Origin of the sequence: Chelatococcus sp. HY11, assembly GCF_018398335.1 — a bacterium.
Taxonomy (GTDB): Bacteria; Pseudomonadota; Alphaproteobacteria; order Rhizobiales; family Beijerinckiaceae; genus Chelatococcus.
Window position 1 is genome coordinate 110,003 of record NZ_JAHBRX010000001.1, and the last position, 18,022, is coordinate 128,024.

Annotated in this window: 27 protein-coding genes; 17 read left to right on the forward strand and 10 right to left on the reverse strand. The window is 61.3% G+C overall.

The genetic code is table 11. From position 1 onward, the window contains the following. Positions 1 to 536 precede the first annotated feature (536 nt). From KIO74_RS00520 to KIO74_RS00560, 9 genes are all read right to left on the reverse strand, one after another. Positions 537 to 926, reverse strand: a complete 390-nt coding sequence (locus KIO74_RS00520; RefSeq protein WP_213329379.1) for a beta-sandwich lipoprotein — start codon at positions 924 to 926, stop codon at positions 537 to 539. After that, positions 919 to 1,221 (reverse strand): hypothetical protein, encoded by a 303-nt coding sequence (locus KIO74_RS00525; RefSeq protein ID WP_213329382.1) that lies wholly within the window; start codon positions 1,219 to 1,221, stop codon positions 919 to 921. The genes KIO74_RS00520 and KIO74_RS00525 overlap by 8 nt, the downstream gene beginning before the upstream one ends. After that, complete coding sequence (locus KIO74_RS00530) at positions 1,208 to 1,510, reverse strand: hypothetical protein (protein ID WP_213329384.1); 303 nt, start codon at positions 1,508 to 1,510, stop codon at positions 1,208 to 1,210. The genes KIO74_RS00525 and KIO74_RS00530 overlap by 14 nt, the downstream gene beginning before the upstream one ends. Then, on the reverse strand, positions 1,500 to 1,835 hold the full coding sequence (locus KIO74_RS00535; RefSeq protein ID WP_213329388.1) for a hypothetical protein: 336 nt from the start codon (positions 1,833 to 1,835) through the stop codon (positions 1,500 to 1,502). Before KIO74_RS00535 ends, KIO74_RS00530 begins: the two co-directional genes overlap by 11 nt. Beyond that, complete coding sequence (locus tag KIO74_RS00540) at positions 1,825 to 2,523, reverse strand: hypothetical protein (RefSeq protein WP_213329390.1); 699 nt, start codon at positions 2,521 to 2,523, stop codon at positions 1,825 to 1,827. The genes KIO74_RS00535 and KIO74_RS00540 overlap by 11 nt, the downstream gene beginning before the upstream one ends. 68 nt (positions 2,524 to 2,591) lie before the next feature. Further along, complete coding sequence (locus tag KIO74_RS00545; RefSeq protein ID WP_213329393.1) at positions 2,592 to 3,158, reverse strand: 3'-5' exonuclease; 567 nt, start codon at positions 3,156 to 3,158, stop codon at positions 2,592 to 2,594. Positions 3,159 to 3,389: 231 nt separating this feature from the next. Continuing rightward, positions 3,390 to 3,899, reverse strand: a complete 510-nt coding sequence (locus KIO74_RS00550) for a helix-turn-helix domain-containing protein (protein WP_213329397.1) — start codon at positions 3,897 to 3,899, stop codon at positions 3,390 to 3,392. Beyond that, positions 3,896 to 4,096 (reverse strand): hypothetical protein, encoded by a 201-nt coding sequence (locus tag KIO74_RS00555; protein ID WP_213329400.1) that lies wholly within the window; start codon positions 4,094 to 4,096, stop codon positions 3,896 to 3,898. Before KIO74_RS00555 ends, KIO74_RS00550 begins: the two co-directional genes overlap by 4 nt. A gap of 171 nt (positions 4,097 to 4,267) precedes the next feature. After that, positions 4,268 to 4,987, reverse strand: coding sequence for a helix-turn-helix domain-containing protein (locus KIO74_RS00560; RefSeq protein ID WP_213329403.1), 720 nt, complete (start codon positions 4,985 to 4,987; stop codon positions 4,268 to 4,270). A gap of 330 nt (positions 4,988 to 5,317) precedes the next feature. On the opposite strand from KIO74_RS00560, the gene KIO74_RS00565 reads away from it, so the two are divergent. The 4 genes from KIO74_RS00565 to KIO74_RS00580 all read left to right on the forward strand — a co-directional run bounded on the left by KIO74_RS00565 (position 5,318) and on the right by KIO74_RS00580 (position 8,877). Then, the gene (locus KIO74_RS00565; RefSeq protein ID WP_213329405.1) at positions 5,318 to 6,040 is read left to right on the forward strand and encodes a BRO-N domain-containing protein; all 723 of its coding nucleotides are present in this window, start codon (positions 5,318 to 5,320) and stop codon (positions 6,038 to 6,040) included. A gap of 311 nt (positions 6,041 to 6,351) precedes the next feature. Then, a complete protein-coding gene (locus KIO74_RS00570) occupies positions 6,352 to 6,600 on the forward strand; it encodes a hypothetical protein (protein WP_213329407.1) in 249 nt (82 codons plus the stop codon). Between the two features lie 294 nt (positions 6,601 to 6,894). After that, positions 6,895 to 7,860: a hypothetical protein gene (locus KIO74_RS00575; RefSeq protein ID WP_213329410.1), complete on the forward strand. Its 966-nt coding sequence runs from the start codon at positions 6,895 to 6,897 to the stop codon at positions 7,858 to 7,860. A 768-nt stretch (positions 7,861 to 8,628) separates the two neighbouring features. Continuing rightward, positions 8,629 to 8,877 (forward strand): hypothetical protein, encoded by a 249-nt coding sequence (locus tag KIO74_RS00580; protein ID WP_213329413.1) that lies wholly within the window; start codon positions 8,629 to 8,631, stop codon positions 8,875 to 8,877. Positions 8,878 to 8,955: 78 nt separating this feature from the next. On the opposite strand, the gene KIO74_RS00585 is transcribed toward KIO74_RS00580, so the two are convergent. Further along, complete coding sequence (locus tag KIO74_RS00585) at positions 8,956 to 9,216, reverse strand: hypothetical protein (protein WP_213329416.1); 261 nt, start codon at positions 9,214 to 9,216, stop codon at positions 8,956 to 8,958. Between the two features lie 155 nt (positions 9,217 to 9,371). On the opposite strand from KIO74_RS00585, the gene KIO74_RS00590 reads away from it, so the two are divergent. The 13 genes from KIO74_RS00590 to KIO74_RS00650 all read left to right on the forward strand — a co-directional run bounded on the left by KIO74_RS00590 (position 9,372) and on the right by KIO74_RS00650 (position 17,908). Continuing rightward, entirely contained in the window at positions 9,372 to 9,629 is a 258-nt protein-coding gene (locus tag KIO74_RS00590; protein ID WP_213329420.1) for a hypothetical protein, read from the forward strand. 205 nt (positions 9,630 to 9,834) lie between these two features. After that, the gene (locus KIO74_RS00595) at positions 9,835 to 10,578 is read left to right on the forward strand and encodes a hypothetical protein (RefSeq protein ID WP_213329423.1); all 744 of its coding nucleotides are present in this window, start codon (positions 9,835 to 9,837) and stop codon (positions 10,576 to 10,578) included. Between the two features lie 329 nt (positions 10,579 to 10,907). After that, a complete protein-coding gene (locus KIO74_RS00600; protein ID WP_213329426.1) occupies positions 10,908 to 11,723 on the forward strand; it encodes an ATP-binding protein in 816 nt (271 codons plus the stop codon). A gap of 13 nt (positions 11,724 to 11,736) precedes the next feature. After that, a complete protein-coding gene (locus tag KIO74_RS00605; protein WP_213329429.1) occupies positions 11,737 to 12,255 on the forward strand; it encodes a DUF669 domain-containing protein in 519 nt (172 codons plus the stop codon). A 55-nt stretch (positions 12,256 to 12,310) separates the two neighbouring features. Continuing rightward, entirely contained in the window at positions 12,311 to 13,387 is a 1,077-nt protein-coding gene (dnaN, locus tag KIO74_RS00610) for a DNA polymerase III subunit beta (RefSeq protein WP_213329433.1), read from the forward strand. 3 nt (positions 13,388 to 13,390) lie between these two features. Beyond that, positions 13,391 to 13,687 (forward strand): hypothetical protein, encoded by a 297-nt coding sequence (locus KIO74_RS00615; RefSeq protein ID WP_213329436.1) that lies wholly within the window; start codon positions 13,391 to 13,393, stop codon positions 13,685 to 13,687. Continuing rightward, on the forward strand, positions 13,668 to 14,171 hold the full coding sequence (locus KIO74_RS00620) for a siphovirus Gp157 family protein (RefSeq protein WP_213329451.1): 504 nt from the start codon (positions 13,668 to 13,670) through the stop codon (positions 14,169 to 14,171). The genes KIO74_RS00615 and KIO74_RS00620 overlap by 20 nt, the downstream gene beginning before the upstream one ends. Further along, complete coding sequence (locus KIO74_RS00625) at positions 14,171 to 14,335, forward strand: hypothetical protein (protein WP_213329454.1); 165 nt, start codon at positions 14,171 to 14,173, stop codon at positions 14,333 to 14,335. The genes KIO74_RS00620 and KIO74_RS00625 overlap by 1 nt, the downstream gene beginning before the upstream one ends. Further along, positions 14,335 to 15,303: an oxidoreductase gene (locus tag KIO74_RS00630; RefSeq protein ID WP_213329457.1), complete on the forward strand. Its 969-nt coding sequence runs from the start codon at positions 14,335 to 14,337 to the stop codon at positions 15,301 to 15,303. The genes KIO74_RS00625 and KIO74_RS00630 overlap by 1 nt, the downstream gene beginning before the upstream one ends. Next, on the forward strand, positions 15,293 to 15,637 hold the full coding sequence (locus tag KIO74_RS32105; protein ID WP_213329460.1) for an HNH endonuclease: 345 nt from the start codon (positions 15,293 to 15,295) through the stop codon (positions 15,635 to 15,637). The genes KIO74_RS00630 and KIO74_RS32105 overlap by 11 nt, the downstream gene beginning before the upstream one ends. Continuing rightward, positions 15,628 to 15,987: a hypothetical protein gene (locus KIO74_RS00640; RefSeq protein WP_213329463.1), complete on the forward strand. Its 360-nt coding sequence runs from the start codon at positions 15,628 to 15,630 to the stop codon at positions 15,985 to 15,987. The genes KIO74_RS32105 and KIO74_RS00640 overlap by 10 nt, the downstream gene beginning before the upstream one ends. Continuing rightward, positions 15,984 to 17,582: a DEAD/DEAH box helicase gene (locus KIO74_RS00645; protein WP_213329468.1), complete on the forward strand. Its 1,599-nt coding sequence runs from the start codon at positions 15,984 to 15,986 to the stop codon at positions 17,580 to 17,582. The genes KIO74_RS00640 and KIO74_RS00645 overlap by 4 nt, the downstream gene beginning before the upstream one ends. Then, the gene (locus KIO74_RS00650) at positions 17,582 to 17,908 is read left to right on the forward strand and encodes a hypothetical protein (protein WP_213329471.1); all 327 of its coding nucleotides are present in this window, start codon (positions 17,582 to 17,584) and stop codon (positions 17,906 to 17,908) included. The genes KIO74_RS00645 and KIO74_RS00650 overlap by 1 nt, the downstream gene beginning before the upstream one ends. Positions 17,909 to 18,022 lie beyond the last annotated feature (114 nt).

The window sequence follows — 18,022 nt, forward strand, 5'->3', positions numbered from 1 at the left end:
GTACGAGTGGCTTCGGTCGCAGAATGCGTCGAATAGGCGTGCGTCATCATCAAGAACGGACTTCGCAGCTTCATGCGCGCTCTTCCCAGACATAAAATGAGGAAGCATGCGCATTGCAAAAGCTTTCTCGGATTCGCTAAGCCCCGTGGGCGCCATTTCCGTCGCTCCAATCATGTGCATGATTGAAATTATAACGTGTGCATGTTATTGTCAATATCATGCACACGAAAAAGGTGCCGCTTGACTCACATTCATGCACACGATACGCCTCGACGCATGGGGCGGAAGAAACTCTGGGCCGAACGCGTTCACGTGACCCTCGCCGAGGGCGTAAAAGACCGCATCAAAGCGGCTCTTGAGCCGGGCGAGGATTCCCTAGACCTTATCAGGGACGCTATAGAGCGGGAGCTTCGGCGCCGCGATCGTGCAAAGAAACCTGATGCCGTACCCACGAGAAATACTTGAGGTGGGATCCTTCTTGCTTACAGATTGAAGCCGCACCACCACGCGCCGCAACTCCGCGATCTCATCAGCGGTCATAGCCCAGGCCTCACGTCGATGTCGGGGATGATGACGGAAGGCTTGAAGATGACCCGGTACCGATAGACGTTCGCTTGGGCCGCCTCGATCTGCTCAGCGAAGTAAGTCACGTTGTCAGAAAGGCCGAGGAAGTGCTTCTTGAAGGTTCCGGGACCGGTCTTGCAAGTAACTGTCAGCTCACGGGACTTGTCGGCGTTTCCGAGAGAGCAAAGGCCCTCCATGGTCAGCATGTAGTCGCCGGTGATCCCGTTGTAGAAGACGATCCGTCGGCTAATCTCAAATTGGTCAGCGGCTTTCGATAGGTTTCGGGATGCTACATTCGCATCGCTGTCGCATGCGGATAAGACTGTCAGCGCAAAAAGCGCTGTGATGACGCTCTTATTCATTGGTCGTTTCCTTGTATGGGGAGGAGTCTGTCGTCGGGCATTTGAAGCACTTGCCCCCAGGCCATGACCCGCAACGGCATGGACCGATCACATCACCTGCCGGATAGTTCGGCACCACCATCCCCTCACCATCCATCAGCGCCATTGCTGCGGTGTCGGTGAGGTTGAGGGCTTTGAGGGCGGTGGATGCGAGATGCAGGTAGATTTCCTTCAGATCAGGGAACTCGCTTTCCCATGTGAATGCTTCATTCGCAGCGGAATGCAGCGCCATCGCCAGCCGCTCACGCGCTTCCATGGCTGGCCTCCATAGGGATCTCGGCGCCGAGTTGGCGAAGACGGCGCTCGCAGGCGGCCACACGCTGATCGGCGTCTTGACGGATAAGTGCGGCGACGCGATTGCCAAGGTCAGAGGTGACGTAGCTGCTAATATTGATCTGCTCGTCGCTATACCCGCCCGGTCGCTGCATGAAGGCCGCGACGCTCACTCGGTTCATTTTCCCGCTGATAGACTTCCTGTGAGCCCTGGCAGTCTTCAGCGCCTCGATCGCTGCCAGCACTTCCTTGACGTACTTCTCAGTTATCATGGCTGGCCTCCAGCTTGGAGAGGAGGAAGTACCCGCGCGACACAAGAGGATTGTTGTGAGCCTCTGGGAATCTCGCAGTGAGACTGTCTAAGAGCTCCCGCAACACCCCCACCACCTCATCGAAATGATTGACGGCTTCGACAATAAGGGCGGCGTTGGCGCGGCTCTCTGCGTCTATATCGGCGCGGAATCCAAGCTCGCGCGACACAATGGCCAGCCTAGTATCTTCAATGAGCTTGAGCGTTGTTATCTCAAGGACCTCATCAAAGGTATCCTCGACAACAATCCACGGCCTCGGCGTGGCCTCGCGTGTGTCAGTCGGCATGCTCAGCCTCCATCTGATCGATGTTGCAGCGGTGGACGGTGAAGGTGTAGGCGGCAACCCATGGGTTCGCGTCCCAAGCGTCGATACCGCCATGGATGTCGCTCCAAAGGGCGAGAAAGTTGCCCCGCCCGGTGGACATGTGCCAGAAGTCGCCATGCACGGGTGGCGGACGCTGTGCGAGCTCGTTGTTGGTGGCGACCTGTTCCGACGTCAGTCCGCACCCCTCGGCGATCGCATCTTCTTCGCTGATGTCCTGGAGACGTTGGACGCGGACGTCTGTCACGATCAGCGTCAGGCGGGAGAATTCGCGAGGTAGATGGATAGACGACCACCAGCCATCGATACTTTGATGTCCATCCGACCGGTAGATTATTTCCTCCTCGAACAGGCGGGAGCGAGCATCAGCAATCGTCCAGCCGTGAACCATGCAAGCCGTCCACGTCTCGCGCACCCATAGGCGGTCGCCGATGGCATAGGAAAGGCGCTTGATCAGTTCCCCGTTGCGCAGATCGTGCCAGCGCATTGCGGCATCGCGAAAGTGCCAGTCATAGCCACGCGTATCGGACGGGCCGAATTCGCTGAAAGACCGATGCCCGCGCATTTTGAGAACCCTTCGCGTCTGCGTCTTGCGACCTTCAAGCAAGGCGCGGACCATAGGCGCGGAAAAGAGGATAGGACGATCAGCCATCCGCCTTCTCCATCTGCGCAATCAAAGCCCGGAACAGTGCGGTGAGGAGGGCGAGGGGTGGGGTGGGGCTAGACATCGCAGCCATCCGCCTTGGCCACGGCGGCGCGCTGAAGCGTTTGCCAGTAGTAGGACACCCATTGCGCCTGAAAGACGGCGTCATCGAGAGCCTGATGATGCGTCCCGGCCCTTGGATGAGGAAAGGCCGCTATGTCACCCGCGATATCTTTGATCGTGCGGCAATCGCGCACGTTAAAGAACCGCCATGGCGATGCTTGCCCGGTGATTTTGGGGAAGGCGTAATCCAGAATGGCGATGTCGAATGTTGCGCCGTTGCCCCATGGCTTTATCCTGTCGCCGCGCGTCAAGCAAAAAGCCCTAAATGCGTCGAAGACTTCCTTGGAGCTTTTGTTGCCTGCGATAGCAGCAGCCCTGGCGTCGTCGCCCTGCATCATCCAGAACTTGATCGTCGACCCGCTAGGGTGGCCATATCGGCAAGCGTCCTCGATATCGATCGCGTCATAGAATCGCTCGCCAATCTCGCCCGTAGAGGGCTCGAAGAAGACCGCCCCGATTGCCAGAACCGGCGCGTCATACGACGTGCCCATGGTCTCCAAATCGACCATCAGGTGCAGCATCGGCTCGCCGCCCGATGTGGTCGCGTGTTCTGCTCTTAACCCTCCCATCACACACCTCTTCCGTCTGCGCCTAAGCCGCGCCAGCAAAACCAATTTTCCGTGTTTCAGACGTCCCAGTCGGGATCAAGCATGCGGTTGCGGCTGTGCCACCAGTCTCGGACAGCACGAACCGCAGCCGCCGCACAGGCGCCAGCTAAGAACGCTATCCCCATTAGCGCCGCGGCGCCCTGTTCAGTGGCCATCCCCGAACCTCCGGACATAGCGGGCAGCGAGAATGGCCGCGTCGATGTCGTCGATCCGCTGCTCGGCGGGAACGCGCCTTGCGTTGGGCTCGCGGCGGCGTTCGTGGGGAATGCGTTGGAGTTCGTGGGATCTTAATTTGCACAGCCTGCGGATCGCGTCTGCGGATCCAAGCGAGACATGTTCGCCATTGAACAAGTGCCGGATGCCAGCGCGGCTATCAATGAAGTCTCGCGCCACGCCTTTGTGGAGACTAATTTCGCTCATCCTGCGGCGGCGCGGATCTCCACCACGGAGAGCCTTCGAGATCGTAGAGTGATCGAACCCAAGCCGCCGTGCCATTTCGCGAAGCGACAACCGCGAGTTCTGTCTTAATCTCCGGAATAGATCGTGCCTCGCTTCGACCAGTCCTGTAGTCCGCTCCGCGGACAACAGGAGATCGGTGGGAAATCCGTACTCAGCCGAAACGGCCTGCACGGTATCGCGCATCACGGGAGTCATGAAACCCTCCCGTTGCGCTTCGCCGAGCAATAATCGAGTAAATTGATATAGCCGTCGACAATATGTTCGTTATGAAAACCACGGGCGAGGGTCTTGGCGACTTCCACCGAGCCCACGTAAGACACTATCGTCAGGCCATCCTCGAGCCTGATCTCCAATTGCGGGCCAATTGCCTTGACCTCTACGCCCTTGTTCACGGTGGATTCTCCTGCCGGTAATCTTCTTGTTGGGGTGGCTGGCGGGAGAGGTCTTCTTCTGGGGGTGGGGTGGGTGGTTGCTTCCATCATCGCTTTGTCCTCTGTGCTGCGATGAACACAAGCTAACAAGCGAATCAGATTCTGTCAACAAGTGATTGTATCGACGGCTTGTTATGACAAGCCGGGCACGACGATCTTATGGAGTGCTACCACCTCGTCGCCGTCGAACTCGAGATCCTCGTCGGGATTGAACTGATGCAGAATGAGCATGCCGCGGTCCCATCCCTTGTACTGCTTAATGTAGCCGTGAGGCTCGAAGTCGCCCGGCCTCTTGACCTGCGCGACGACGAAATCGTTGGGCGACGGGGGCTTATGGGGATGGATGTAGACCCGCTCACCTGGAAAATATCGCGGCACCATCGATTCGCCATCGACATAAAGCGCGTAGGCGCCGTCAACGCTCTCGAGCCATGGCGGGCAGGGAACGCGCTCTATAATGTCGCCCATGATTATGAAGCCCCGGCCAGGCGCGCCTCCGGCCGCATGTCCCAGTACGGGAATAGTGCGTATCACGCCCCCCATGGGCGTCAGATTGGCCGCCCGCCCGGCATTCGGCGCGGGAACTCGTGACGACGAATCAGACGCAAGGGTTAGGTGGCTGCCCTTTATCCTCCCGTCCTCGGCCTTCGCCTGGTCCATCAGGGTTTTGAGGTCCTGGAGGGGGATGTCGAGCGCTGCGGCGATTCGCTTCCAGCTCGTTGTGGGGGCCTTTGTCCGCCCTGATTCGATCAGCCCAACGGCCTGTTGGCTGATTCCAACCGCCTCCGCCAGCTGGGCCTGAGTCATCCCCTTGGCCTCACGCGCCCGGCGCACCACATCCGCAAGTGTCATTTTAATAAATCCTGGCAATAACTTGGTGCAACTCTCATAGGCCCAACAAGTCTTTTGGGCAAGCAAGTGGTTGACATCTAACAAGCGCTTGTTGTAAGTTGCGTCATCCCTTGTTGCAAAGGCCGCACCTGATGAGACAGAGCCAGATCCGTACCGGTTTTGATTTCCGCACAAGGCGTTCCCGCGCCGTGAACTTTGGCCCCAGGCCGACACGCGACGAAGATGGGCACCAGCCCGCCGTCGACCCCGACTTCGACCGCCAAGGCGGCCGGGTCTCCCTCTCGCCCGACACAGGGCGCCGCCTCGCCGCACGTCGGCTGGAGGCTTGAGATGGGCAACGCAGTCTCCTCCTTTGAATTCGCCATCGACACGCAGAGTCATAATGTACGTGTGGTCGATATCGACGGCGCGCCGTGGTTCGTGGCGGCCGATGTATGTCGGGCGCTGGACCTGCGGCCTGGGCGACGGGGCGAGTACACTCGCCACCTGGTCAAGCTAGCAGCTGATGAACGAACGCCGATACCCCCCAATCAGATTGGGGGGATACATCACCCCATTTCGATCATCTCCGAATCCGGTCTCTACAAACTCATCATGCGCTCGGACAAGCCGCAGGCCCGGTCGTTTCAGGACTGGGTGACCCGCACGGTGCTCCCCGCCATCCGCAAAGACGGCGCTTACATCAAGGGCGAGGAGAAAGTCGCTTCAGGCGAACTCTCGGATGACGAGTTTGTTCTTCGCGCCATCACCCTCCTGCAGACGAAGGTCGAGCGACTGACGGCTGAACGCGATGCGCTCGCAGCCCAATCTGCCTTTATGACATTGGACCAATATCGGGCAGCCAGCCGAGCGTCATGGCATTGGAGCTACAGGCGAGCCCTTGCCGCGGCGGCATGCAAGCTAGCCCGAGAGCGCGGCATCAAACTCGAGAAGCACACCCGCGAATATACGCGGGACGGGCAGAAGCTCACGGGCGCTGTCAACATTTATCCGCGCGGATTGCTCGACGAGGCACGTCACAAGGTTGGCGAGCCGGCTCAGTTCGCGGCATAGAGAAAGACAACCAAATGACAGCTGCACCAGACCTGAGATTACATCCGATCGAGCCTGAGAGCGCGACCAGTATCGCCGCACGTCTTTTGGATGAATGCGGCGGAGACCGCTCGGCCGCGTCAAAGAAACTGACCTCGGTGGCACGTCGCCGCAAAGACTGGCACGAGGATATTTTTCGCCGATGGGCGGACGTTGCAATAGGCGAAGCGGCTCGCGCCCGAAACGAGGCTATTCGGACGCCTCTTCGCGTTGAGCCCACGCCTAATAGCCTAAACAGGGCGCGGACCAGAGCAGCGCGCTTTGGAGCGGCGGTGACCCACAGCATCCTCGACTACGAGCTCCGCCTGAACGGCAAGTCCATTTTGCTGAAGAACGCGACCGGCGAAGAAGTGCTTGCTGTCGCCCATCACTACCTCTCGCAGGGCACGACCATGATCCGCACAGGGCGATGGCTCGAGCGCGTTGCAGCATCTGTGCCGGACGGCAAGCGCGTCGGCGAGGTCATGGGCGTGAAGGAATTGGAGAGGTTGCAGGCCACCTCTCGGAAGGAAGCCGCATGAGCGGCGGGGCAGGCCAGGTGGCGTGCGCAGCCCATGCAGAATATGCCCGCCCCAACTGAATTCGTGGGCCACAATTCAACCGCAAACCATGTTCCGGGCGCCCACGATCCACTTCGGCTGGCCAATGAACCGGCGCAATCCACAAGGCTAGCGCCAGCCAACCCTATGACGATGGGGCCATTGAATGCTCGCAACCCGTTCGGTGCGCGCCCCATCGCCACCTCTCGCTGAGGGCCACGCCCACGACGCAACCCACCCCACTTGCGCCCTCAGCAACCCACTCAGGAGACTGCCATGCTTTCCGTCGCCGAGATCGCCCAATCGACCACCCGGAATTCACGAATTGCTGCTGGCCCTGGCTCCGTCGCAACCATCAGGACTAAAGCCAGCAGCAACCCCACGCATAGGGAGCGGGCCAGCGCGCCGCCGCCGCCCACCATCATGTCGCCCGCTCCCTATGCCACCCCAGACATCATCCCACTGGCACCCTATGAGGCCACCGCCGAGATCCAGGAGGCGACAGACCAGATCATCGAATTTTGGCGACTGCGTCAGGACATGGTCTCGGCACAGACAAAGCTAATCCTCCAGGCGAAGTCACTGCTACGGCGCGCCATTGGCGGTGACAAGAAGGAGGCGTCTGCGGCGTTCGATCGGATCAAGGCCGGGGAGCCTCATCCGTATTCGGGGCACATCTTCCCGCACCTTGCTGCACTCGAGCCCATCGAAAAGCAGCGCGCCGCCTATGAGAAGTCGCTCGTAAAGCTCGTCCGCACCCTCCCGATCCATGCTTGGGCAAAGTCCGTCAAGGGGCTCGGCGAGATGTCGCTTGCCGGCATCGTCGGGGAGTGCGGGGACGTGGGCACCTACAAGAGCGTCTCGGCTGTGTGGAAGCGGATGGGGCTAGCCGTGATCGACGGCAAGGCCCAGGGCCGGCCGGGGGCAGGCGCGTCCGCGGACGACTGGATCAAGCACGGATACAGCAAGCGCCGCCGCTCTGTGTCCCGCGTCGGGCTTCAGTATGTGATCGGCAGCATGGGGCTGTACCGATCGCCGTTCGGGGCGGATGACCCTGGCGCGACCTATTACCAGAAGGTCTTTACCGATCGCGCTCGATACGAGGCGGAGATGCTCGGGTTGCCCGTCAAAGAGTCCAAGACGGGCAAGGACTCTTACGATGCGCACGTCGCAAACCGCGCCCTGCGGTATGTCGAGAAGCGAGTGCTGAAGCACTTGTATTTGGAATGGCGGCGCGCATAGCGCTGCCGGGGCGGGCCAGAGAATGATTGCAACCCATCAGCCCTTCGCCCGCCCTAACAGCTTGACATGAGATGGGCCATCGGAAGACCGCAACCCATTGCTGCTACGCCCTTCTCACGTCATCCCTTTGTGCGGGCCATGGTCCTCGCGGAACCCATGGAGCGTGCCGCCCGCACACTATGACGGCCGTCGGCCGTCATATGAGAAATTGGTGGGGTTGGGGCCACTGAATGTGCGCAACCCATTCTTTCTGCGCCCCATCCCACCAACCAAAGAGAGCGGGGCCAGGGCTCCGTCGCAACCCAGGGTCTCCGCGCCCCGCTCTCTCACTATCTAACCATCCCCCACGGGGGATGTGGACCGCCGTCAGAGGATCCGGGTTACGAGGCCGGTCTAGAAGGAAAATGAGAGTTGGTCGGGATGGGAACGCCAGTGAGCACAGACATGCTCAAGGCGTCCAAACCGCCAGCGGACGTAGGCCCGCACTCTCACCACCTTCGACTTCAACATGTTGGCCATGTTGTCGTCTCCCTGGTTCGAGGCAGGGGGGAGCCCTGCTGCCCCAGTCTTGCTTGCGCAAGACCGTGCCCCGTGCGGGCGCAGCAAATGCTGTCGAACCAAGGCACTCTGACGGCGGTCCAGTTCAAGTTGAGCATGCACAGCTTTTACTGTCCAGCCACAGCTGCGACGCCTCGTAAAAAAGTTGAGCTTGCAAAACGTTAACGGCCAAGATCAAGCTCTTTATGGGGACAATCGGGGGATTTAACCATGCCACCTATAGATGCGTGGATCGAGACGGCCAAAGCCGCAGAAATGGAAGACTGGCGGGCCGAAGAAGCAGAGCGGCGGGAGACGGAGCTAACGGCGCACGAGCCGGATATATCAAGGGAGATGCTTTTGGCTGGCGAGGCGGCGGCTGCCAAATATGGAGGCCATTGCAAGCACTGCAGCGGCCCCGATCCCCTCGACCTTGCGGTCGAGATCTATCTCGCGATGAGGCGAACAGTCAGCCCATAGCTATGGCGCGCGGCGCCATAGCCTCACCAAGGAGTGCCGCCATGAATGACAAGACAGTTGAGGAGCGAGTGCAGGCCGCTATTGAGCGGATTGGGGCTCGGCTGGATCAGGCTTTCGATCGGATCCAAGCACGGCGTCAAAAGTGCGGGCGAGCCCGCGTGCGAAATCTAGGTTCGCATTGGATTCGGCGCCGCGCGCCTCGATCTTCTGGACGATAGTATTCCTCAGAGCGTTGATCGTCGTCGGCAAGAGCGGCGCGTTTGATGTCGCGACGATCACCTGAATGATGCTTTCCAGAGCGAAGAGACGCCCCTTCAACTCATCTGAACCGCTTTCCATTTTACCCCTCCAAAATGGACCACACCGTAAGCTTAGCGGGTATCGTCATCTTTGCCCATCGCCGAGCGCTGCACTCCAGCGTTCCGCCGTGGGGCAACTCACGACCCGCAGCGGCTCGGCCGCCGGGAAAAGAACCACATGACGAAGGTAAAGTCATGTCGGAAGCAGAATATGAAATTGACGATGTTGTTCGAGCAAATATCGAAGGACGTGTGATTGAGGTCAGACGCAACGGCCAGGGCGAGCAGGTCGTTGTCGAGTACTACGACAATGAAGGAGATCTGAGGAGACGCGCGCTCTGGACGACAGAGATCGAGCCGGTGGTCGATGACGAAAGCGCGGCGCCTGCCGTTGCTATGGCGGCCCCGATCCCGCGCATCGCAGAGGTAATTCCCCTTCGGAGAGCGGCATGACGAACGACGATTTCGCGTTCGACATGCTGAGTACAGTTTGCATTTTGCACACGGAAGTCGTCTGGGAGGTCATTGCCCAGACACGCCACGCATATGCCGAGAACACATACGTAATCCGACGGATAAATGTGCAGACCGGGGAGGTTCTCCAGGCGGTCTATTCCGAAAGTTTGCTCGTTCCGGCTGGCCCGAAGGGGAAAAACTGATGGCATTTTCAATTGGTGACAGAGTGGTGCTGGCGAATGGCCGGCACGACGAAGTCTATACGATCCGCAAACTGAACCCTGCAAAGGGCTATAGGCTACGCACGGTTGGAGGTGAGAAGTATCCGTTCTGGTGGGGCGACGATGAACTCGCCAGTGCGGACCCGATCTTCAAGGTCGGCGATCGGGTGGTGGTGAGTTCGGTTGCTTACGGGCCTGAGTGCGAGGTGGGAGAGATCGTTAATGGGCACGCCGATGGAACCTTTGAGGTTCAGTTGGATTCATGGGCCAATGGACACAACGGGTCATCCGATGACGTGAAATCGAGAGATCGTTGGTACTGCGCTCCAGACGATCTCACCCCCATCCCCACTCCCGACGCCACGATTTACGACGCGTCAATCCATACCAGCATCTTTGGGCGCGTGGTCGTCGGCAAGATCTATGGCGACGGAAAGGGGCGCTTCGCTGACGGCATGCCGATCCGCACGAGCGCGATCGTCGAGGATCTGCCCGACAACACGGTCCGCACCCGCAACAGCGTCTACAAGCTGGTGTTCGGCCCGCCGCCTGGGCGCAAGTTCAAGCCCGGCGACTGGGTGAGGACGCGCGACGGAGAGGTCGGAATCGTCTTCCATGACGACGGTGATTCCGAAGACGGCGATCCCTATCGCGTCGGGACCGTCGAGTGCGGCGGTACAGGCTTCTACTCCGCCAACGAACTCGTTCCCCACCTCCCCAGCTGAGGCGCAATCCATGCACGTAATTTCAATTGAACGCGCCCTGGCGGAAGCTGGGAGCGCAACGAGAGCGGCTGCGCGTTTGCAGCGAGTGGCCGCGTGGAACGAGCGCCGGGCTGCGAAGGCGAGAGGCCGGGCGGACATACGGCGCCACGAGGACAACGCCGCGGCGTTACGGGCCAGCGCTGCGAGCCTCTCCGGCCAATACGAAAGGATGGCGGCGTGACCCTCCCCATCAAGATCATCCTTTGGCTCGTGGCGGCTTCGCTGCTGCTGTCCATCATCGGCGACCTCGGCCAGTACCTCACGGTCGCCAAGTTCATGGGAGTGCTGTGATGGCTATTTCACTTTCCAAGCTCAAGTCGACCAAGAGCCGAAAGCCGCCAATCATCGTCCTGTATGGCGTTGACGGCGTTGGCAAGACATCCCTGGCAGCGGAATTTCCCGACCCGATCTATCTCCAGACGGCAGGAGAGAGTCCGCCTTCCGACGTCGAGCTGGCGACACCTGGCACGATCGAGACCTACGGTGACATGCTGGATGCGATCGGCGAACTGCTAACCCAGCCGCATGACTTCAAGACGGTCATCATCGATAGTCTCGATGGGTTCGAGCCGCTGCTGCAGCGGGCCACCGCACAGCGCATCGGCGCCGACTCCATCGACTCCAACGAGAAAGGGTCGCCGGCCTCCTATGGCCGTGGCTACTCGGAGGCGGACAACGAGTGGAATGACTACCTGTCCGGCCTGGCCGAACTCGCGGCGCAAGGTATCGGTGTGGTGCAGCTTGCTCACCCCGATATCGTGCGTTTCGACTCCCCGACATCCGACCCGTACAGCCGCTACAGCCTGAAGCTCCACAAACGGGCCAACGCTCTGGTGCGCGAGCGGGCGGACATCGTCGGATTCATCAACTACCGGGTCACGTTGAAGACGGCGGACGCCGGTTTCAACAAGAAGGTGACCCACGGTGAATCTGGCGGCGACCGACAGATTCACCTGGAAGAGCGGGCCGGCTTTGTGGCCAAGAACCGCTACAACATGCCCCCAAGTGTCCCCTACAAGAAAGGTCAAGGCTACTCCGAACTCTCGAAATACTTCCCGGCGCCGGCAGGTGTCGCAAACGATAACGACATCGCAGAAGCTGCGTAAGGAGATATATTGAATGGCTGCTTTAGGTGGAAGCTACAACCCGGATGCGGATCCTTCAACGGGCTCGTACGATCCCATTCCGGCCGGTGATTACAACCTCGAGATCGTCGAGTCAGACTATGCCGCCAATGCCAAGGGCAACGGCATGGTGCTCAAGCTGACCGCGCAGATCCTCGACGGCGAATACGCCGAGCGCAAGCTCTTCATCAACCTCAACCTCGAGCACGAGAACGAGAAGGCGCAGGATATCGCTCAGCGTGACTTCGCCGCCTTGCGACGAGCGGTAGGAGTGCTCAACCCTCAGCACAGCGAAGAGCTGCACTTCAAGGCGTTCATGGCAAAGGTCGGCGTGGAGAAGCGGAAGGACAACGGCGAACTCACGAACCGAGTGAAGCAGTACTACTTCGACGGTGAAGGCGGCGCACCCGCCAACGACAACCGATCCGCTGCCAACGAGAACCGGCCAGCGCCGCAGCAACAGGCGGCAACAGGCACGGCCGGCAAGCGGCCGTGGCCGACGGGACGGCGGTAGTACCTAACCCCCAGGGCGGCGTTCGCGCCGCCCACCTCTCCCAAGGACACAAACCATGCGCGTAGAGATTGCGCGCGCCGACTTGGCGCGCCTGCTGACGGCTGTCGACCGCGTGGTCGAGGCCAGAAGCACCATCCCCATCTTGCAGAACGTGCTTCTGACGGCCGAGGCCGGCCGTCTGAAGGTGCAGGCGACCAACCTGGACATGGAGGCGCAGGCAAGCGCGGAGGCCGAAGTGGGCGAGCCTGGCGCCGTCACGGTGCCTGGCCGAACATTGAAGGACATCGCGGCGCGCCTGCCCAAAGATGCGCTGGTCACGATCAGTGTCGAAGGCGACACTGCGACCGTGAAGGCCGGGCGGTCGCGGTTCAAATTGCAAACGCTGCCGGCCGACGACTATCCGAACCTCGCGGCGGGCGCGTTTGACGTGACGTTCGCGCTGCCCGCCCACGACGTCAAAACCCTCTTCGGCCGAGCGGCCTACGCCATGAGCACGGAGGAGACGCGCTATTACCTCAACGGCGTGTACATGCATGTGGTTGGGGACGATCTGGTGGTGGTCGCTACCGACGGCCACCAGCTGGCACGCGTTGCGGTGCCTAGTCCCGTAGCCGAAGTGCCGGCCGTCATCATCCCGCGCCAGATGGTGGGTGAGATCCAACGGCTAGACGCGGATCTGACCGTGTCGCTTTCCCAGTCCAAGATCCGGGTGGAGACCGGCGCGGTCGTCGTCACGTCCAAGCTGGTCGACGGCTCGTTCCCCGACTACGAGCGGGTCATCCCCCGGCAGAATGACAAGGTCGCCGTCATTGCGTCGGAGGCGCTCGCGGGAGCCGTGGCCCGTGTCTCAGCCATCCAGGACCGCAGCAGTCGGGCCGTCCGCTTTGAACTCGCCGGTGATGGTGCTGCCCTGTCCGCAACCGGGCCAGAGGGCAAGAGCGCCAGCGACGAGATCGCCATCGAGTACAGCGCGGAGCCCATCACCATCGGGTTCAACGGCGAGTACGTCACGGGCACCCTCGCGGCGATCGGGACTCCGACCGTCTCGCTGAAGCTGGGCGACCCTGGAACGCCGGCCCTTATGTGCGGGGACGATACAAGCCTGCACGTCATCATGCCGCTGAGGGTTTGAGGGATGAGCAGAACAGTCACCGTTGACATGGAGGTCGAGGTCTATCTCGGGCTTCTTGATGACGATGATCTCATCAACGAGATCAGCGACCGCGGCCTACTCGATCAGCTTCCCTATAAAGCATCCGCATTGGCCGAAGACGGCCTGCGTGAGATCCGGCGCGGACACCTCGATCACGGAGTTTGCCTCATAGAGGCGGCGCTCTACCCCCGCGAAATCTCCCCCGAAACCGAACGCAAGAAATACGACGCGGCCATGGCCGCCAAACGCGAGGCAACCCATGTCCAACTTGCTGCTTGAAGTCCACCTTCTGGAACGTGAGTTCCAGGATCTCGTCGCCGCCTATCCCGAGCTCGCGGAGGACGAGCAACTCCGCGCCGACACGATCGAGGGGGAGACCAACGCGGAGATCATCCTGTCGCGGATTGCCGCGCAGATCCTGGACGCCAAGGCACTGTCTGCGGCGCAGCAATCCCGCATCGACGATCTGAAGGCCCGTCAGGCCGGCAGCGAGCGCCGTGGAGAGGCCATGCGCAAGTTGGCACTACGTCTCCTGCAGGCCGCGGACCTGCCACGTGTGCGGCTGCCTGAGGCCACGCTCACGGTCGCCAAGGGTCGCGACAGCGTCGAGATAACCGACGAGGCCGGTCTGCCCGCCTGGGCATGGAAGACCGACGTGACGAAGTCCGTGTCCAAGTCGGCGATCAAGGAAGCGCTCGACGGTGGGCTGTCCGTGCCCGGCGCCCGCATCAAGACCGGCGAACCGACGTTGCAGGTGCGGTGATGGAAGTGGCGAGCAGACTCCTAAACGTACTGGTCGGAATTGGCGGCGGCGTAATGGCCGGCTTCGGCTGGTATCACCATGACGTCTTCTGGGTGGCGCTCGGCGCGTTCTTTAGCATCTCAGCTCACCTTTCCATCATCTCAGACAAACTGGACGCCCGCTAATGGCGCCCCTCCCGCAAATCGCGACGGTCGCCCCGACGATCGCAGCCATCTACAAGCACTACGAGGCCCGTGAACAGTGGGAGGGGCGCACCCTATCGATCTCCACGCTGGCGGATCCGTGCCTGCGCAAGCTCTGGTACGACTTCCATTGGGTGTCGCCCGGAGAAGTCCTCACGGGCCAGAAGATCCGGCTGTTTGCCACCGGCAACATCGAGGAAGACCGGTTCATCGAGGAGCTTCGGGCCATCGGCTGCGAGGTCCAGGACAAGGACCCCGCAACCGGCCGTCAGATCACAGTGACCGCCGTCGGCGGTCACGTGAAGGGCAAGCTCGACGCGGAGGTCTTGGGGCTGCCGGAGGCGCCCAAGACCATCCACGTGGCGGAAATGAAGAGCCACAATGACAAGTCATTCCGCAAACTGCTCAAGGAGGGCGTGGCCAAATCGAAGCCCGACCATTTTGGGCAGTTTCAGATGTACATGCATCTGCGGCACCGGGATCGAGCAATCTATCTCGCGGTCAACAAGAACACGGACGATCTCTACGCAGAGCGCGTCAATTACGACGCGGAATATTGCCTACGGCTGATTGCCAAGGCAGAGCGCATCGTCCGCGCTGACGAGCCCCTGATGCGGCTCCACGAAGACCCGGACTCCAAGGCGGCCTTCGTCTGCGGCTGGTGCAAGCACAAGCCGCACTGCCACGAGAAGGCTTGGCCACGGGTGAATTGCCGGACGTGCTTGTACTCGACGGCGGAGATCGTCGGCGATCGGGGCGTCTGGACCTGCGGCCGTTGGGACAAGCCGCTGACTCACGAGGAACAGCAGGCCGGCTGTGCGGCGCACCTTTTCATCCCGGCGCTGGTTCCGGGGGAGCAGGTGAACAGCTGTGAGGAAGAAGAGTGGGTCGAATACCGGCTCGCGGATGGCGAACTGTGGAGGGATGGGGGAATGCGGGATGCTGCCTGACATCAACGACGCTCGAATTCCCGACCGAATCCGCGAGCGGATCCAGTGCCACGGCTGCTGGAACTGGACCGGGAGTGACAGCGGATCGGGCAGGGGAGGTGGATACGGCCGGGTGAGCTATCGCGGCGCGACCGTGGGTGTCCACCTCCTCATGTGGCGGTTGCTTGGCGGCCGTCGGCTACGGCCGGGCGAGCAACTGGACCACGAATGCAACAACCGCAGGTGCTGCAACCCGCTGCACCTGCGACCGCGGACACAGGCCGTGAACCTGCGCTTGGCGCATAAGCGGCGGGTGGCCGCGAACGACAACGGCGGGAGGGCGGCATGCGCATAGTCACCGAGAGCGAATTTGCGGAGCGTTTGCGCCGTGTGCTCACCGCTCTGCCGGCGGTGGGGTCGGTGACAGGGCCGGGACGCTCCGGGGCTGTCGCGGCGGTCTATGCCAGCCATCAACTGCACATCCCGTTCATTCCCTACGGCGCGACCGCGCCGGTGCATCTCGGTCGCATCCTGATCATCGATACGGCACGGGAAAGTGGCTCCACGCTTCGAAAAGCTGCGCGCCGGTACGAGGCCGCTAACCCGGTCGTCGTGGCCTGCTTCGAGGAGCCGCCACGGGTGGCGTTCTGGTACGAGGCGCCGAAGCCGCAGCGCTACCGGCATGAGTTGAAGGCGGCGGCATGACTCTCTCGTTGCGCCCGTATCAACAGGAGGCAATTGAAGCCCTCTTCGACTATTGGGCGTCCGAGCCCGGTAATCCGCTGATCGATCTGGCGACGGGGACGGGGAAAAGTCTGGTCATGGCCACGACGATTCAGCGGCTGCTCGACGGCTGGCCGGACATGCGGATCGTGATCGCAACTCATGTGGCGGAACTCATTGAACAGGACTTCAAGGAGCTCACGGGCCTTTGGCCATGGGCGCCGGCGGGCATCCTGTCTGCGGGCCTCGGGCAGCGCAACACCTACGCTCAAATCCTGTTCGCTGGCATCCAGACGGCGCACAGCAAGGTCGATAAAATCGGCCACGTCGACGTGCTGATGGTGGATGAAGCGCACCTCATCCCGCCAAAGGCCAACACCATGTATGGCCGGTTCATTGAGGCGCTGCGCAAGATCAACCCGGACCTCAAGATCGTGGGGCTGACCGCCACGCCGTTCCGGCTTGGCAGTGGCCGGTTAGACGAAGGCGATGACCGCTTGTTCGACAAGGTCGTCTACACCTACGGCATCGCAGACGGCATCCGCGACGGCTACCTGTCGCCTCTGGTCAGCAAGGGGATGACGACCGAGTTCGATCTGTCAGGCGTCGCGAAGAAAGGGGGTGACTATGTTCCGGGCGCTCTGCAAGACGCGGTCGATCAAGATGAGGTCACTCGCGCGGCTGTTGACGAGATCATTGGCTATGGTCGGGACCGGCGGTCATGGATGGCGTTCTGTTCTGGAGTTAAGCACGCGCATCATGTTCGAGACGAGATTAGGTCGCGGGGATTTTCGTCAGAGGTGGTCACCGGCGAGACGCCGGCTCCGGAGCGGCGCCGCATCATCGAAGACTTCAAGGCGGGTCGCATAAGGTGCCTGACCAACAACAGCGTGCTGACGACGGGCTTTAACGCGCCCGGCGTGGATCTGATCGCGGCCCTGCGGCCGACGCTCTCACCGAGCCTTTACGTCCAGGCTGTTGGAAGGGGAACACGCCTAGCGCCAGGCAAGGCGAACTGCCTCGTGCTGGACTTCGCGGGGTGGGTCAGGACGCACGGGCCTGTTGATGACGTTCGCGCCCGAAAGCCCGGCAAAGGGCAAGGCGAGGCGCCGGTAAAGGTCTGTCCCGAGTGCTTCAGCCTTGTGCACGCATCGGCGCGCGTCTGTGCTGACTGCGGCAATGAGTTTGAGTTCGAGGAAAAGCCAAAACACAAGGCGACCGCGGACAGCGCCCCCATCCTCTCGACGGCCGAGCCCGAATGGCTCCCCGTCACCGGCCGTCGCTTTCGCTACCACGACAAGCCCGGCGGGACGGACAGTGTGCGGATCGATTTCGACTGCGGACTGACGGTGCACAAGATGTGGGTATGCCCGGAGCACAAGGGGTTCGCCAAGCAGAAGGCTGGCCGCTTCTGGGCGCAGCACGGCGGAGCGATGCCCGCGCCCAAGGGCGTCCAGGAGTGGCTGGACCGAGAAGGGGAATTGCGGATGACAGCGGAAATCAGCGTTGAGCCGGACGGCCGCTTTTACAAGGTGAAAAGCTACAGGCCGGTCGTGGAGATGAGGGAGGCGGCGTGATGAATGCTGCGGAAACATGGGCGGTCGAGGCGGCCGCAAGGAACGCGCAGGCAGTTGCGCGGTGGAGCCCACCGCCGCAACCAGTGGGGCGGCAGATCGGCTATGAGGTCGAGGGGGTAGAGGGGCGCCGACATTTCAACACGACGTTCTTGAACGGCGCCAGCTTCTGGTTGGCGGAGGAGGCCGCCAAGGACGCCTTCGATAATGGCGACGGCAGGGAGTGGCTGTGGCCGGTTACTATCGAGATCTTCGACGGCGATACGTCGCTTGGCCGTTGGGCTGTCCATCTTGACCACATTCCCAGTTTCACTGCGTGCCCGGAGTGAAGGCGATGCGCGTCAAGCACCGACTGGATGGAGGAAGAGGCCGGCTTATCAGAACCGATGGGCGAATTGCGCTTGTGCGGTGGGATTGCCACCGGACCCCGCTGCTTTGCTACC